The 14,339-nt window shown below is 65.6% G+C and carries 14 protein-coding genes; 10 read left to right on the forward strand and 4 right to left on the reverse strand.

Annotation, left to right across the window (positions count from 1 at the left end; genetic code table 11):
* Window positions 1–5: 5 nt before the first annotated feature.
* Genes AC1C2O_RS07840 through AC1C2O_RS07860 form a run of 5 tightly spaced genes read left to right on the forward strand, consistent with a single transcriptional unit; the run spans window position 6 to window position 4,587 of the window.
* The gene (locus AC1C2O_RS07840) at window positions 6–683 is read left to right on the forward strand and encodes a hypothetical protein (RefSeq protein ID WP_495429867.1); all 678 of its coding nucleotides are present in this window, start codon (window positions 6–8) and stop codon (window positions 681–683) included.
* 2 nt (window positions 684–685) lie between these two features.
* Complete coding sequence (locus AC1C2O_RS07845) at window positions 686–2,041, forward strand: MFS transporter (protein WP_495431709.1); 1,356 nt, start codon at window positions 686–688, stop codon at window positions 2,039–2,041.
* On the forward strand, window positions 2,038–3,069 hold the full coding sequence (locus tag AC1C2O_RS07850) for a TolB-like translocation protein (RefSeq protein WP_495429868.1): 1,032 nt from the start codon (window positions 2,038–2,040) through the stop codon (window positions 3,067–3,069). Before AC1C2O_RS07845 ends, AC1C2O_RS07850 begins: the two co-directional genes overlap by 4 nt.
* Before the next feature lie 7 nt (window positions 3,070–3,076).
* Window positions 3,077–3,937: a glycosyltransferase family 2 protein gene (locus AC1C2O_RS07855; RefSeq protein WP_495429869.1), complete on the forward strand. Its 861-nt coding sequence runs from the start codon at window positions 3,077–3,079 to the stop codon at window positions 3,935–3,937.
* A complete protein-coding gene (locus AC1C2O_RS07860) occupies window positions 3,934–4,587 on the forward strand; it encodes a polysaccharide deacetylase family protein (RefSeq protein ID WP_495429870.1) in 654 nt (217 codons plus the stop codon). Before AC1C2O_RS07855 ends, AC1C2O_RS07860 begins: the two co-directional genes overlap by 4 nt.
* On the opposite strand, the gene AC1C2O_RS07865 is transcribed toward AC1C2O_RS07860, so the two are convergent.
* A complete protein-coding gene (locus tag AC1C2O_RS07865) occupies window positions 4,504–5,013 on the reverse strand; it encodes a VanZ family protein (protein WP_495429871.1) in 510 nt (169 codons plus the stop codon). The two genes, AC1C2O_RS07860 and AC1C2O_RS07865, sit on opposite strands and share 84 nt — an antisense overlap.
* Before the next feature lie 190 nt (window positions 5,014–5,203).
* Here AC1C2O_RS07865 and AC1C2O_RS07870 point away from each other — a divergent pair, with 190 nt between their 5' ends.
* Window positions 5,204–6,733 carry a DUF4082 domain-containing protein gene (locus AC1C2O_RS07870; protein ID WP_495429872.1) on the forward strand — a complete coding sequence of 510 codons (1,530 nt, stop codon included), beginning with the start codon at window positions 5,204–5,206 and terminating at the stop codon, window positions 6,731–6,733.
* A gap of 36 nt (window positions 6,734–6,769) precedes the next feature.
* Here AC1C2O_RS07870 and AC1C2O_RS07875 read toward each other — a convergent pair whose 3' ends face one another.
* Both AC1C2O_RS07875 and AC1C2O_RS07880 read right to left on the reverse strand, forming a co-directional pair.
* Window positions 6,770–7,645 (reverse strand): hypothetical protein, encoded by an 876-nt coding sequence (locus AC1C2O_RS07875; RefSeq protein ID WP_495429873.1) that lies wholly within the window; start codon window positions 7,643–7,645, stop codon window positions 6,770–6,772.
* Window positions 7,642–8,334 (reverse strand): hypothetical protein, encoded by a 693-nt coding sequence (locus tag AC1C2O_RS07880; protein WP_495429874.1) that lies wholly within the window; start codon window positions 8,332–8,334, stop codon window positions 7,642–7,644. The genes AC1C2O_RS07875 and AC1C2O_RS07880 overlap by 4 nt, the downstream gene beginning before the upstream one ends.
* Window positions 8,335–8,473: 139 nt before the next feature.
* Between AC1C2O_RS07880 and AC1C2O_RS07885 the strand changes: the two genes are divergently transcribed.
* Genes AC1C2O_RS07885 through AC1C2O_RS07900 form a run of 4 tightly spaced genes read left to right on the forward strand, consistent with a single transcriptional unit; the run spans window position 8,474 to window position 12,571 of the window.
* Window positions 8,474–9,142, forward strand: a complete 669-nt coding sequence (locus tag AC1C2O_RS07885) for a hypothetical protein (RefSeq protein ID WP_495429875.1) — start codon at window positions 8,474–8,476, stop codon at window positions 9,140–9,142.
* Complete coding sequence (locus AC1C2O_RS07890; protein WP_495429876.1) at window positions 9,139–10,449, forward strand: O-antigen ligase family protein; 1,311 nt, start codon at window positions 9,139–9,141, stop codon at window positions 10,447–10,449. The genes AC1C2O_RS07885 and AC1C2O_RS07890 overlap by 4 nt, the downstream gene beginning before the upstream one ends.
* A complete protein-coding gene (locus tag AC1C2O_RS07895; RefSeq protein WP_495429877.1) occupies window positions 10,446–11,354 on the forward strand; it encodes a glycosyltransferase family 2 protein in 909 nt (302 codons plus the stop codon). Before AC1C2O_RS07890 ends, AC1C2O_RS07895 begins: the two co-directional genes overlap by 4 nt.
* An 11-nt stretch (window positions 11,355–11,365) precedes the next feature.
* On the forward strand, window positions 11,366–12,571 hold the full coding sequence (locus tag AC1C2O_RS07900; RefSeq protein ID WP_495429878.1) for a glycosyltransferase family 4 protein: 1,206 nt from the start codon (window positions 11,366–11,368) through the stop codon (window positions 12,569–12,571).
* Here the strand turns inward: AC1C2O_RS07900 and AC1C2O_RS07905 are convergent.
* Window positions 12,558–14,321 carry an asparagine synthetase B family protein gene (locus AC1C2O_RS07905; RefSeq protein ID WP_495429879.1) on the reverse strand — a complete coding sequence of 588 codons (1,764 nt, stop codon included), beginning with the start codon at window positions 14,319–14,321 and terminating at the stop codon, window positions 12,558–12,560. The two genes, AC1C2O_RS07900 and AC1C2O_RS07905, sit on opposite strands and share 14 nt — an antisense overlap.
* Between the last annotated feature and the right edge of the window lie 18 nt (window positions 14,322–14,339).

Raw genomic sequence — 14,339 nt, forward strand, 5'->3', positions numbered from 1 at the left:
TATCGATGACACACACAACAAGAAAGCCGGCGTTGACGTCGGCGATGAAGATCGTGATCGCGGCGGTCGGCGTACTCGTCGTCTGCGGCGTGATCGCCGTCGCCGCGCTGAACGGGGCGGGGCAACCAGCGAGTGCTCCAGGCACGTCCGCACCGTCGTCCCCTTCCGAGCCATCTGCCGCGCCGCTGGACACTCCACCGTCGTCTGGACCGCTGCCCGGAGCGACACCGACGACAGGATCGGAGGTGCCGCCGCCTGCAGCGCCGCCGACCGGATCAGACGAGGTACCGCCCGCTGCCGGGCCGCCCACCGGGCTTCCTCCGCTCGAGCCGGTCACGCCACTGGTTACGGCACCGCTGCCCGACGCGGGATCTCGTAATGGCGGGCTCGTGGACGGATTCCCTGCCGACATCGCCGATCCCTTGGAAGGATCGAACGTCGTGTCGACCTCGATCGCCACTGAGGGCTCGGTCATGCAGCTCAGCCTGGTAGCGATTTCCGCGATGTCCCCGGACGAGATACGCACGCACTATCGCGGGGTCTGGGCCACGCTCGGTCTGAGAGAGGGACCTGCCGACGAAACCGTCACCTTCACCGGTGCGTACGAAACGCTGTCGCTGAATGTTGCTGCCTCTGGCACCGGCAACCGCTATACGGTTTTCGGCGTCTTTCGGACCGAGTGACCGTGTATATCTCCTTCTCGAACAAGCCCAAGCCGACCAAGGTGTCATCGGCCGACGGGTCCAAACGTCGACCTGGCCGCCGCACCGTGTCATCGACCGTCGTCACCCTCGGCGTCGTGTCGATGCTTACCGACATCTCCTCCGAGTCAATCACTGCCATCCTGCCCCTTTACGTGACCGGCTTCCTCGGGATGTCGACAATAGCGTTCGGCTTCCTTGACGGCTTCTACCAGGGCATCAGCGCTCTGGTGCGAATCGCAGGCGGCTACACATCCGATCGCCTAGGCCAGCCCAAGTGGGTCGCCTTCACGGGATATGCACTCGCCGCGATCGCGCGCGTCGGGCTGCTGTTCGCCTCGGGCTTCACCGCGCTGACCGCGGTGATCTCTGCCGACCGCATCGGAAAAGGCATCCGCACGGCGCCGAGGGATGCGGTAATCACCGCCTCATCGCGACCCGACAACCTCGGCACGGCGTTCGGGGTGCACCGCATGTTGGACAACATCGGCGCCGCCGTCGGCCCTCTGCTGGCCTTCTTCATCCTGCTCATGATCCCCGACGGCTACGGCACGATCTTCGTCGCCTCACTCGCCTTCGCTGTCATCGGCGTGACCATCCTCGGCTTGTTCGTGCCGAACGTACGCACCAGGCCGCGCGAGACAGCACAGCCGCGGGCCGCACGTGCCCCCCGTCCGAAGTTCGACTGGAGCGTCATCACCGCTGGTCCGATGCGCCGCGTGCTCGCCGCCGCCGGCATCCTCGGTCTGCTGACCATCGGCGATGGTTTCGTCTACCTCGCGCTGCAGGCACGGAACGATTTCGCGGCTCAATGGTTCCCGCTGTTGTACGTCGGCACGAACGTCGCCTTCCTCGCCCTGGCCATCCCGCTCGGGCGACTGGCCGACCGAGTGGGCAGGGCGAGGGTGTTCGTCTACGGCCACGTCGGACTGCTGGGCGCATATCTGGCCGCCGTTCTGCCCGTTGCCGATGCTGCCGCCACAGTGCTCTGCCTCCTACTCCTCGGCGCGTTCTACGCGGCCACCGATGGGGTGCTTGCGGCACTCGCGGCACAGCTGACCACGCCGGAGACCCATGGCACGGGCATCGCAGCAGCGCAGACTGTCGTCGCAATCAGTCGTTTTCTCTCGGCGGCCGGATTCGGCATCCTCTGGTATCTCGTCGGTCGCGAGGTGTCGATGTTCGTCGTGGCGGGGGTACTGGTCGTCGCCATCCCTCTCGTCGCACTGCTGCTGCGCCCGCTGCTCTCCGCTCCACACTCGGAGACGGCTGAGACAGGCCTGGCTGATCCGGAGGCCGGCCCTGCTGATGAGGTAATCGACCAGGAGCTGACGAGGTGACGGCTCGAATCAAGTGGCTGGTGATCACTCTCGTTTCGGTGATCGCCATCGGGGCGACGGTCGGCGTCGGCGCGTACGCCTGGGCGCAATATCAGCAGCGACAGAGCCAGCCGTCATCCACCGAGACGACTGCTCCGTCCGACGGACCGGAGGGCGATCGCATCCTGTTTCGCAACACGGCATCCGGAGAGGGCTACGGCCACGTCGCGAGCGTGCCGCTCGGCGAGCCAGATCAGGCCCGTGCTGTGCTCGATATCGTCTGCGACCGGGTCGCCGCATCCAGCGACGCGATCTCATGCCTGCGCTCGGAACGCGGCATCACTCCGAGCTACAACGCCCGAATCTACGATGCCGCAGGCCACGACCAGAACCTTGAGTGGCCGCTACCGGGTATACCCAGCCGCACTCGGTTCTCGCCGGACGGCTCGATGGTGGCGACGACGTCGTTCGTCACCGGACATGCCTACGCGACGATCGGATTCTCGACCGAGACGGTGATTCACCGCACGGCCGATGCCGAGAGTTACGGCAGCCTCGAGGAATGGTCGCTGATCATCGATGGCACACCGAGCGCGCCGATCGACCGCAATTACTGGGGCATCACATTCATCGACGACACGTCCTTCTATGCGACCGTCGGCATGACGTCAATCGGGCAGACCTATCTGGTCAAAGGGGACATCGCGACCAAGACGATGACCTCGGTGCTCGAGACCGTCGAGTGTCCGTCCCTTTCGCCCGACGGCACCCGGATCGCCTTCAAGAGAGTGACCAGCGGCTCAGGGCCCACGGTGCACTGGACGCCGGCGATCTACGACATCGTCTCCGAGACGGTGACGGTGTTGGATGCCGAATCGCGCAGCATCGACGACCAAATCGTCTGGCTCGACGACGGCACTCTGCTTTACGGAATGCCGAACAACAGCCCCGGCGACTCGGATGTCTGGGCGCTGGACGCCAGCGGCGCAAACGAGCCGCGAATCCTGATCGAGCATGCCTGGTCACCCGCCGTGGTGGCAGAGAAATGAGGAACACATGGTCAGCGTGATCATCGCCGCGCACGACGAGGAGGCAGTCATCGGGCGGTGCCTCGACGCACTCGCACTCGGCGGGATGCCGATGCAGATCATTGTCAGCGCTAACGGATGCACGGATGCCACGGCCGAGATCGCGCTGTCGCGGAACGTGACCGTCGTCGACCGCACCGAACCAGGCAAGCCCGGTGCCCTGAACGCAGCTGAACGCGTGGCCGACGAGTTTCCGCGCGTGTACCTGGACGCCGACATCCTCGTCCCCCCGGGCGGCATCGCCGCTCTCGTCCACGCACTCGACGAGAGCAGCGGCATCCTCACCACGATGCCGCGCCGCCACGTCGACACCGCCGGCCGACCCTGGCCCGTCCGCGCGTACTTCCGGATCAACCAGCGCCTCCCTGTGTTCCGCCACGGTCTCTTCGGGCGCGGCCTGATCGTCGTCTCCGAGACCGGTCGCGCCCGCTTCGGAGAGTTTCCGGAGATGATCGCCGACGACCTCTTCCTCGACTCGCAGTTCACCGATACCGAGAAGGCAGAGATCGGCACCGTCACCGCCGTGGTGGAGGCGCCCCGCACCACGAAGGATCTCGTCAAGCGGCTCGTGCGGGTGCGCCGTGGCAACGCGCAGATGCGCCGCGCCACGTCGGACGAGGGCGTCGACGTCGTCGTGCGGCCGTCTGATCGCTGGTCCTGGCTGCGGGACGTCGTCGTGCGAAATCCTCTTCTCGTAGCGGACGCGGTCGCCTACGTGAGCATTACGCTGCTCGCAGGTCTCCGCGCCCGCCGCGCGTCGGACGGCGACTGGGGACGTGACGCAAGCACGCGGGTGCTGTCGCACGCGGAGAAGGGGACGCAACGATGACAATTCAGCTGTGCTTTCACGGGATCGGAACGATCGAGACGGAGCGGGAGCCGGGCGAGGCGCGCTACTGGGTATCGCCCGACGTGTTCCATCGCATCGTGGACGCGCTGTCCGGCCGGACCGATGTCGAGCTGAGTTTCGACGACGGAAACCGCTCGGATGCCGATATTGCCCTTCCCGCGCTCGTCGATCGTGGCCTGGACGCCACGTTCTTCGCCCTGGCCGGGCGGCTCGACGACCCGCTCAGCCTGAGCAGCGACGACCTGCGGCGGCTTCATGCCTCCGGCATGCGCATCGGCTCGCATGGGTGGGGGCACATGCCGTGGAGAGGTCTCACCGATGCCGACGCGCGACGAGAGCTCATCGACGCGCGCAGCGTGCTCGAGGAGGCTAGCGGCGCAAAGATCACTCAGGCCGCTCTCCCTCTCGGGCGGTATGACCGCCGGCTGCTGCGTCGCCTCAAGGAGGCCCAGTACGAGACGGTGTTCACCAGCGACCGATTTCCCGCGAACAACACTGCCTGGCTGCGCCCGCGCTACAGCGTCACCTCGACCGATACTGCCGATTCAGTGATCGCGATCCTCACGCACCGGGCCGACCTCGGAGACGTCGTTCGCTTTGGGAAGAGCCTGGTTAAGAGCATCCGATGACCGGCGCTTTTCCTGGAGGCGGCGGCGGCGCAAGATGATCAGCCACGCGACAGCGGCGCCGATGGACGCTCCCAACGCATTCGCGAGGATGTCGCGGAGGCTCGGCTGACGTGAAGGGATGATGATCTGCACGAGCTCTGCCATCACCGAGAGCGCAAGCGCAAGCAGGACACCAAACCACGGACGTCCGAACAGTAGCGTCAGGAAGATGCCGAGGGGCGCGAACATCAGAATGTTGGCGATGAACTCGATCCAGCCCGTGCCGAATCCGGTGATACCCAGTCTGGAATGGAGCCATTCACCGATCGCACCCACGATGCCGGAGTAGGACACCGGAAGTACCAGAACCGCGACCACCGCGAGGGCATACACAGCCAATCCAGCGACGACCCAGACCGGGAGTCGCGCACGCGGGTCGTTCCCCATCGCCCCTTGTCCTTACACTGTTCAGCCCGTACAGGCCCCAGAAGGGGATAGGCACGTTCATCCTAATCATGTACTCTTGCCGTTTGGAGGGGGCTCCACATAAGACTGATACAGGATTGTGATGTTTACGAACCTCCCCATACGAAAACGTTCCCACACGCGAACCCGTCGATCCCGACTCTCACTGGCTGTGATTGTCGTCGGCCTTCTCGCCACTGCCGGATTCACTGCCGCTCCGGCGTACGCCGGATCCCCCACGGCGAACATCGGCATTCTCTCCGACTCCCTCAAGCCCAAGACAGCTGCCGATCCCGATCGCGACGCCGTCGAACTCGGCATCCGCTTCACCCCCACCGTCTCGGGACAGGTCACCGCCCTGCAGTATTACCAGGGCCGGAAGGCCACGGGCGTGAAAACCGCCACGCTCTGGTCCAAGGGCGGCAAGGTGCTCGCCCAACAGACGTTCGCCGCGACAACCACGGTCGGATGGCGCACCATCCCGCTCGACAAGCCCGTGAAAATCAACGCCAACAAGACGTATGTGGCTTCTTACGCCGCGCCGAAGGGCGGCTACCCTGTCACCGAGAACGCCTTCAAATCTCCGAAGGTGCAGAACGGCTTCAAGGTTGACGCGTACGCAGGCGTGTACCGCTATGGCAAGACCAGCAAGGTGCCCGAGTACAGCTACCGCGGCTCGAACTATCTAGTGGACGTCGTGTTCACGCCGTCCACCGGCACTGTCACACCGAAGCCGACGACCGCTCCGAAGCCCACTACCGCTCCGAAGCCGACGACTGCCCCGAAGCCCACCACCGCTCCGAAGCCGACCACCGCGCCAAAGCCGACGCCTACGACTGCTCCGAAGCCAACTCCGACAACTCCCCCGGCGACGCAGGCTCCCTCGGATCCGAACGGCATCATCGTTCAAGGGCGGAGCTTCCCCTCTGCCGCGACCACCGGAGTGCCAACGGGCACGGCGCTGAGTACGTACACCGGCTCATGCACGATCCAGACCGACAACGTCGTGATCGACAAGAAGATCATCAACTGCGACATGCGAGTGCTCGCCCAGGGCCTGAAGATCACGAACTCGATCATCAATGGCCACATCTACAGCGACCCGGACTACTTCAATGGCTCGTACTCGATGACCGACAGTGAGATCCGCATGCCGCAGTCTGCGGGCACCGGAGCCGGCGACGTCAACTTCGTGCTCACTCGGGTCGAGGTCACCGGCGGTAGCCGTTCCGTGAACTGTGCAGCGAACTGCACTGTGCAGGATTCTTACCTGCACGGGCAGTACACCGACAAGCGCGGAATTGACCATGAATCCGCCATTCGGATGGGTTCGAACAGCACGATCCGCCACAACACGATCACCTGCGACGCGGCACCCGTGCCGCCGGACGCCGGCTGCTCGGCCGCTCTCACCGGCTACGGCGACTTCGCCATCGTGCAGAAGAACACGATCGACAACAACCTGATCGACGGTGGCCCGGACGGATCCATGGGCTACTGCGCGTACGGCGGCTCCACCACCGGCAAGCCGTACTCGGCCGGAGTAAACAACATCAAGTTCACCAACAACATCTTCATGCGCGGCCCCAGCGGCAAGTGCGGAATCTGGGGACCGATCACGTCCTTCGACTCCAATGCCCCCGGCAACGTGTGGACAAACAACATCTGGGACAACGGCACGGCCGTCCGCGCGTCGAACTGACCGCGTCCGCCTGACCACGAACTGGCTCTGCGCCCCTCACCAGGGGAGCAGGGCCAGTTCGCTGTACAGAAGGTCGGACGGTGCCGGCTCACCCTTGTGCATCCTGGGACGCGGGCTGCGCAGCTCGCGTCCGGGGCCAGCGGGACGGAATCCGAGGATGCGCTCCTCGGCGAGCGTGAACGGCAAACCCTGGCTCAACAGATGCGATGCGATGGCTGACCAGCCGCGCACGAGGATCTCGCGATCCCCGCCCGCGTACAGCGGGGTCGCGAAAAGAGGCAGTCGCTTGCGTCGGTCCCGCCGATACACGAGATACGCGTAGCCGCCCGCAGCGCGCACCAGCAGATGTCTCGCTGCAGGCGCGTCGCGATGATCGCGGTACAGCGCCGCATCGGCGCCGACGAGCGTGCGTTCAAGATCCGCCGCGACATCCGTGACCGACACACCACGGCTACGGCCGGGGGCGTTGAACACGAGCCGGGTCGAGACATCGAGGTGCCGAAATCCCATCCGTTCGTTCATCGCGGGGACTGCGCCGCTCGGCGACAGATCGGTGAAGACGTGCCCCTTCTGCGCGAGCATCGCGCGCATAAGTCGCAGGGAGTGCTGCCGAAACTCGGGGAGCACGCAGAAAGCCGCGAGGTTGCAGATCGACACGCTCGTGTCGCCAACCTCACGCTGCGCATATACAGCGACATAGACCCCGACGATCTCACCGTCGTTCAACAGATGGAAGCCCCGGTTCGACCCCGCGGGCGTCCACGACGGCGTCATCAGGCTGATCCACGACGAGGTGGCGACCCGCGCATTCAGATTGTGGTGGAGGAAGGATGCGACGGCGACGACGTCTGTCACTTCTATCGGCCGCACCTGGACCGTCTGCGCGGACTTGCCAGCGCCCTCCGCAGTCACGACACGACCGCCGGTGCGGGGACGGCGGCGGTGCTACTCACGGCGGACGCGTCCACGCGCTTCCGCCGTCGCAGGTACTCCCGGAAGAGCACAGCGGCTATGGTCGCGCCGGCGCCAAGCAATGCCGTCATTCCCAGCGCGCGCGCCTTGTTCACACCGACCGCGTAGATCGTCGTGGACTGCGGGGCCGTGATCATCGTGATGTCGTTGGCCGAGTAAACCCCCGCCTGACGCTGCAGGACATCAAGTTCGTGATCGACCTGATTGATCAACGCATCCTGCTGTTCTCGCACCCGCTCTTCAGAGGGTCCGACGATATCGAGGAACAGCCGCTGAGTGGCGAAGTTCGAGGCCCACTGTCCGCCCGTGTCAGGCAGCCGGAGAGACCAGCCATCACGAATACCGAGACCGACGAGATTCACGTCAGGAGTGGCAAATTTGGTGACCTTCTCGGGCCCCGTGACCTGCTTCGCGACCACACCGGCCGTGATGATGAGATCTTCCGATTGGGTACGCAACGCGTTGGGATACAGCGTGCTGGTCGGAGCGAGGAAGACGAGCTCGGTGCGAGTGAAGTACACCCCGTCGACGCTGACTGCGGCCAGACCACTCCCGGCAGTGAGCATGGCGCCGATGAGCACGATCGGCCAGTTGCGGATCAGTGCCCGGACAAGTTCCCAGAATGTCATGTGCTCCCCGAGCACTAGACTACGTGATAGTCCGCGGGTCCATGACGAGTCGCGGTCCAAGGCGAGGGGGAAGCTCTTGGTACTTGATGTCATCCGTGCGCTGGGGCGCCGGTGGTACGTCGTCCTTTTAGGTGCCATCGTGACGGCTGGTCTCACGGTTGGTGCGTACGTCACGACTCCACCGGAGTACAACGCGCGAGCGCTGGTGCTTCTGCTCCCATCGGAAACGGCGGTGGGAGTAGGCGGAAACCCGTTCCTCACGCTTGACGGACTGGAGCAGCCCGCCGGCATCCTCGTGGCGTACTTCAGTAGTGCGCCCGCACGCGAGGAGGTCAAGAAGCAGTCGGCGACGGCCCAGTACGTCGTGGGCATCGACGACTCCACGCGCGGACCGGTCATCGCGATCGATGTGACAGACGCCAGCGCGCAGAAAACGCTGGACACTCTGACCTTCATCACTGGCCGCATCCCCGCGCAACTCGCGGCTCTGCAGGATCAGGTTGACGCCCCATCCGACGCCGTGATCACCTCGATGAACCTCACCGTCGATCAGAAGGCGGAGCGAGACATGGGCGGGACGATCCGCATGATGATCGCCGCGCTCGTCGTTGGTATCGTCGCGACCTGCATCACTGCATTCGCGCTGGACGGGCTGCTGCGCCGGCGTCAGCTACGGCGGACTGGTGCTCTGCCCGGGCCGCGCGAGAAGAAAAAGAAGACTAGTAGGGAGCAGAAGGAAGACGACGTTCCTCCTGAGTCGTCCGACGAGCACACCCCGGTCGCCGCCCTCACCGGGCGGGAGCGTTGAGCCTCCAACTGCCGCACACCGCCCTTCGAGGGACGGTCAAGGTCGATGCTGTCGCCTGGCTGACGCTCTACATGGCGTTGCTGCTCTTCATTCCCTCACGCCTCGTCGTCGGGCCGCTCGGCAGCGCCGGTGCGCCGTCGATGCTCTTCGGCCTTGCCAGCATGCTGCTCTGGGGTTTCCTCTTCCTCACGGCAGTGCGGCGTGTGGATCTCGGCCCGCAGCCGATCCGGATCGCGCTCGGCTTTTTCCTGTTCTGTGTCGGAATCTCCTACGTGCTGGCGATGTCGCGTCCGATGAGCCCGGACGAAGTCAGCCCAGCGGACGTCGCTCTCATCGCCATCTTGTCGTGGACAGGGACGCTGCTGCTGACCCACGACGGCGTCCACGAACGTAGCCGCCTGGACACACTGATCTGGCGATTCGCGGTCTGCGGCGGCCTCATCGCCGCCCTGGGCATTCTGCAGCTCGTCACTCGCCAGCTGTGGGTGGACCAGCTCTCCATCCCCGGGTTGAGCAGCGCCCCGCCATACGGTCTCACGACGCGAGGCGGCTACCCTCGCCCAGCAGGCACGTCGATCCATCCGATCGAGTACGGCGTGGTCTTGACGATGATTCTGCCGATCGTCCTGCATGTCGGATTCCACCACACGCACCGCCGCGCATTGATCCGTTGGTTACCAGCTGTCGCAGTGTGCGCGATCATTCCGATGACCTCATCGCGGTCGGCCTACCTCGGCGCACTCATCGCGCTAATCATCTGCATGGGTGGCTGGACTGGAGCCCGACGGCTGCGTGTCATCACCTTCGCCGCGGCCGGCTTTCTGGCTGCCATGGTGATCGCTCCCAGATTTCTCGACTCGATCATCGGACTCTTCACGGGCGCCGAGGAAGACCCCAGCATCACGTCCCGCACGGACAGCTTCTCGCTCGCATTCGAGTTCATCGCCCAGAATCCGCTGTTCGGCCGCGGGCTGGGGACATTTCTGCCGAAGTACCGAATCTTCGATAACCAGTATTTGCTGCTGCTGGTGACCATCGGAATCATCGGAACGCTCGCGTTCCTCGCTCTCGGGATCACCGCAGCGGTGACGATGCTCCGAGTGCGCGGGCGCTCTCGCGACGAGCCAACCCGCGACCTTTCCACCGCGCTCGTCGCGTCCATCTGCGCCGGTTTCGCCTGCCTGTTCATGTTCGATGCGTTCGCGTTCCCGATGTCAATGGGCACGCTCTTCTTCGTCCTTGGCCTGGCCGGAGCCCTACGCCGCATCGAACAGTCCCGTTCCAACCCCGCCATTCTCTTAGGATGATCCTCATGCCCGTCGATGTCGCCGCAATCGTCGTCACATACAACAGCCACCATCATGTCGAGGGTCTCCTCGATAGCATTCCGTCCGCGATGGGATCGCTGTCGTACTCAGTCGTGGTCGTGGACAACGGGTCCAGCGACGGAACCGTGGAGTTGCTTCGCACGCGCACCGACTGCACCGTGGTCGAGTCCATCAATGACGGCTACGCTGCCGGCATGAATCGGGCGGTCCAGGCATCTCCGGATTTCCGAACGATACTCATCCTGAACCCCGACGCGGAACTCGACGCCGAGTCCGTACCGCGTATGCTCCGCACACTCGAGCGGCCTGGAGTCGGAATCGTCGCGCCCAGGGTCCGCGAAGCCGACGGCTCTCTGTCTCCCACGCTCCGTCGCGGCCCGACGATGGGCAGAGTGGGCGGTCTCAGTTTCACCGGGCTTTCCGTCTTCACCGAGCGGATCGAAGATCCGCGGGAATACGAGACCGAGCATGAGGTGGAGTGGGCTGTCGGAGCGATCCTGCTCGTGGACAGAGAGTGCTACGACGCCGTCGGCGGCCTAGACGAGACGTACTTCCTGTATTCAGAGGAGACGGATTTCAGCCTCCGCGCGAAGGATGCCGGGTGGGCGACCGTGTACACGCCCGACGCCGGGGCAATGCATATCGGCGGAGGGTCCGGCGAGAGCGCGACGACTCACATGATGAAGCAGATCAACCGCATCCGCCTCTACCGCCGTCGGACGGGCACATTCCGCGCGGCCATCTACTACGGGCTGACCGTCGCGATAGAGGTGCGTCGCGCGGTCTTCGGCCATGACAAGTCGCGACCGACCGTGCGGGCGCTGCTGCAACCATCGCTTCGACCTCCGCTGCTGGGCGCCAACGACACCATCCTTCCGCGGTGAATGAGGCACGCATGTCGAAGAGTGTGTTGCTGATCGCACCGGCGTGTGACGGGGAGGACGTCGGCGAGGCCTGGGTGGCAGCCCAGTGGGCGACCCGCCTCGCCGAGAGTCACAATCTGACTCTGCTGACAACGTACAAGCGCGGCCACACGCCGATGTCGCGTCAGCTCCAGGGTGCAAGGGTCATCGAGTGGTCCGAGCCACCAGGGGTCGGGCGCTTCGAACGCTTCAACAGCCTGCTGCAGCCCGGATACCTGCCCTTCCACATGCGAGCACGCCGGTGGATCCGCCGCGCTCTCACGGCCGGCGAAACATTCGATGTCGCCCACCAGGTCGTCCCCGTCGCGATGCGCTACGCGTCGCCCGCGGTCGGCCTCGGCATCCCTCTCGTAATCGGTCCGGTCGGCGGCAGTCTCACGTCGCCGCCAGGATTCGTCGAAGAGGAAGGCGCGACGGCCTGGTATCAGCGACTGCGCGGGCTGGACTCGTGGCGGATGCGGCATGACCCGCTGCTGCGCCGAACATACGAGTCTGCGGATGTCGTGGTCGGCGTGGCCGACTACGTGCGTGAGTTCCTTGCCGATGTGCAGCTTCGGCGATTCGAGATCTTGAGCGAGACCGCGGTGACGGAGGTGCATGACCCTGTCGACCGCACCGTCAGGACGGGGCCGGTCCGGCTGCTGCACGTCGGCCGCATCGTGCGCACGAAGGGCCTACGCGACGTCATCCGCGCGATGGCCGCCCTGCGCGACCTCGACATTGTGCTCGACGTGCTGGGCGACGGCAACGACCGGGAGGCGTGCGAAGAGCTGATCGCCGAGCTCGGACTCGGCGAGCGCATCACGCTGCACGGCGCTGTGCCGCGCGAGAAAGTGGACGAGTTCTACCAGCAGGCGGACCTCTTCGTGTTCCCCAGCTACCGCGAGCCTGGCGGCAACGTCAGCCTCGAAGCCATGTCTTGGGGTCTGCCCGTCATCGTGTGCAGACGTGGCGGCCCCGGCGCGAACGTCGACGAGTCCTGCGCGATCCTGCTCGAGTCGGAATCTCCGGCGCAGCTGGCAGCGGACTGCGCCGATGCGGTGCGCGCGCTCGTCGAAGATCCCGCGCGCCGCCGCGAGATGGGCGAGGCGGGCCGTCTGCTCGCGCTGAGCACGCATCTCTGGCCACAGCGCGTCGAGCGTATGAGTCGGATCTACGACGAGGTCACTGGCCGCTGAGTCCGTCAAAGTCGGTGGCGACGATGAGATTCGTCAGTAATGCGACCGAGCTCGGTCGCAGCTCCCGACTACCCGCGAGAACCTCCATCAGCACGCCGTGCTCGATGTACGCCAATTCGAACAGCCCCGCGGCGATCTCCGGATGCGCACGCCAGTGCTCGACGACCTTGGCCGCGAGCACCTCTCCCCCGGCCGGAGGCCGGTTGCCACGTCGGAGGCGCTGCGCGGCCTTCCTCGTGAACTGCTTCGCTGTGGCCGCCCTCTGCGCGAGCGGTCGCCACACGGACGGGTGTGCATAGGCCGCCGGCGCCGGCCGGCCTTCGAGCGGCAGGTGGCCGAGATCGGGGTCGAGTTCCATCTGCAGCAGCGCGAGGAACCGTGACTGCGCCTTCTCCTGCGGATGCAGACGCGCTGCAATGTCGAGGAAACCGCTGTCGAGCATCGGATTGATGACCGTGCGCTGCGTGCTCACCGCGGTGTCGGTCGCGCCTGCCCATCTCTGCATCCGATGGCGCAGGTACAGGTCGTCGGTCGCGCGGAACCATTCCGCGCCGCCCGCAGCGAGCGCATCGTGGACTTCACCCTCGGCGGTGTCCCGCGCCCACGCAGAGAACTGTGCGGTGAGCAGGCCCGGTTCGACAGCGTCGTTGACGAACATGCGCCATCCGGCGAGCCGCGCCGCATCCCTGCGCGTGTAGGGCCGATCGGTGACGCGTCCGGTGTAGTAGAAGCCGCGGGCGACCTCGCCGCCGAGGCCCGAAATCCGCACGCCCTGCGGGAACGATTGCTCAGCCAGCCCGAGTGCGGCGAGCGCGATCGGGTCGGACATCGCGTCCAGCCGCCGCGCCGCATCCCTGGACAGCATCCATGCGTCGGCCGGCGACACCTCTGCGAGGTCGGCAAGGCCGCTGACCTCATGGTCGATGCCGTAGCGAGCCGAGATTGCGCTCGCGATCTCGACGTCGCCACTGCCGGGTACACCGAGGGTCATCGCCCGTAGGCCGCGTCGCCGCGGCGCGGGGATCGCGCTCAGCAGCAGACGGGAGTCGAGCCCGCCGGTGAGCTGGAGGACGGCGTCCGGGTGGTCATCGAGCAGGGCTGCCAGCGATGATCGCAACAGCGCCGCGGCTTGTCGCACGGCATCCTGCAGCCGCAGGTCGACGTGCTGCGGCTGGTCGCTCCGCTGCGGCTGGTCGCTCCGCCGAGGCTGTTCAGGGTCGCTGATCTCGATAGCACTGCCCTGCAGCCGTGCGACGGCGCCTGGATCGAGCTTGCGCACCCCCGTGAAGAGCGTGCGCTGCCCCAGTTGCCAGCCGAGAAGCGACTGGTTCCCCAGGGCGACCTCGTCGATTCCACTCCTGGATTCGCGCGCGGCGACAAGCGCCGAGCTCGACATGATTGCCGTCCCCGGAGACCCCGCAGCCGTGTGGTAGAGCTGCCGGAACCCCATCGAATCGGCGACCATCGTGACGCCGTCATCATTGCGGCGCATCACTGCGAACGGCGGCAGCAGATCGGTCAGCGACTCCGGATGGCTGCGCATCTCGTCGTCCACCGTCGCCTCATCGATCGTGCCCGCCGTGCGGCGCACCACAGGCGAAAGCAGCATGGTCGCGGCGCCCGGATGCTCATCCTGCCCCCAGGTGGCCAGGCGAGCATCCTCAGTGAGACGCCAGCCTGACTCCCCCAGTCCTGTGAAACGCAGCGGCTCAGCTCCGGCGACGAAGCCGGGAAGGTCGGGGGCGCGCATCCGGTTCATGCTCTGCAA

The organism is Microbacterium sp. Y355 (assembly GCF_059445345.1).

Excerpts from the sequence above, each read along its gene's own strand:
- AC1C2O_RS07840 (WP_495429867.1), top strand. The coding sequence starts at position 6 with ATGACACACACAACAAGAAAGCCGGCGTTGACGTCGGCGATGAAGATC.
- AC1C2O_RS07855 (WP_495429869.1), top strand. The coding sequence starts at position 3,077 with ATGGTCAGCGTGATCATCGCCGCGCACGACGAGGAGGCAGTCATCGGG.
- AC1C2O_RS07860 (WP_495429870.1), top strand. The coding sequence starts at position 3,934 with ATGACAATTCAGCTGTGCTTTCACGGGATCGGAACGATCGAGACGGAG.
- AC1C2O_RS07865 (WP_495429871.1), bottom strand. The coding sequence starts at position 5,013 with ATGGGGAACGACCCGCGTGCGCGACTCCCGGTCTGGGTCGTCGCTGGA.
- AC1C2O_RS07880 (WP_495429874.1), bottom strand. The coding sequence starts at position 8,334 with ATGACATTCTGGGAACTTGTCCGGGCACTGATCCGCAACTGGCCGATC.
- AC1C2O_RS07895 (WP_495429877.1), top strand. The coding sequence starts at position 10,446 with ATGATCCTCATGCCCGTCGATGTCGCCGCAATCGTCGTCACATACAAC.
- AC1C2O_RS07900 (WP_495429878.1), top strand. The coding sequence starts at position 11,366 with ATGTCGAAGAGTGTGTTGCTGATCGCACCGGCGTGTGACGGGGAGGAC.
- AC1C2O_RS07905 (WP_495429879.1), bottom strand. The coding sequence starts at position 14,321 with ATGCGCGCCCCCGACCTTCCCGGCTTCGTCGCCGGAGCTGAGCCGCTG.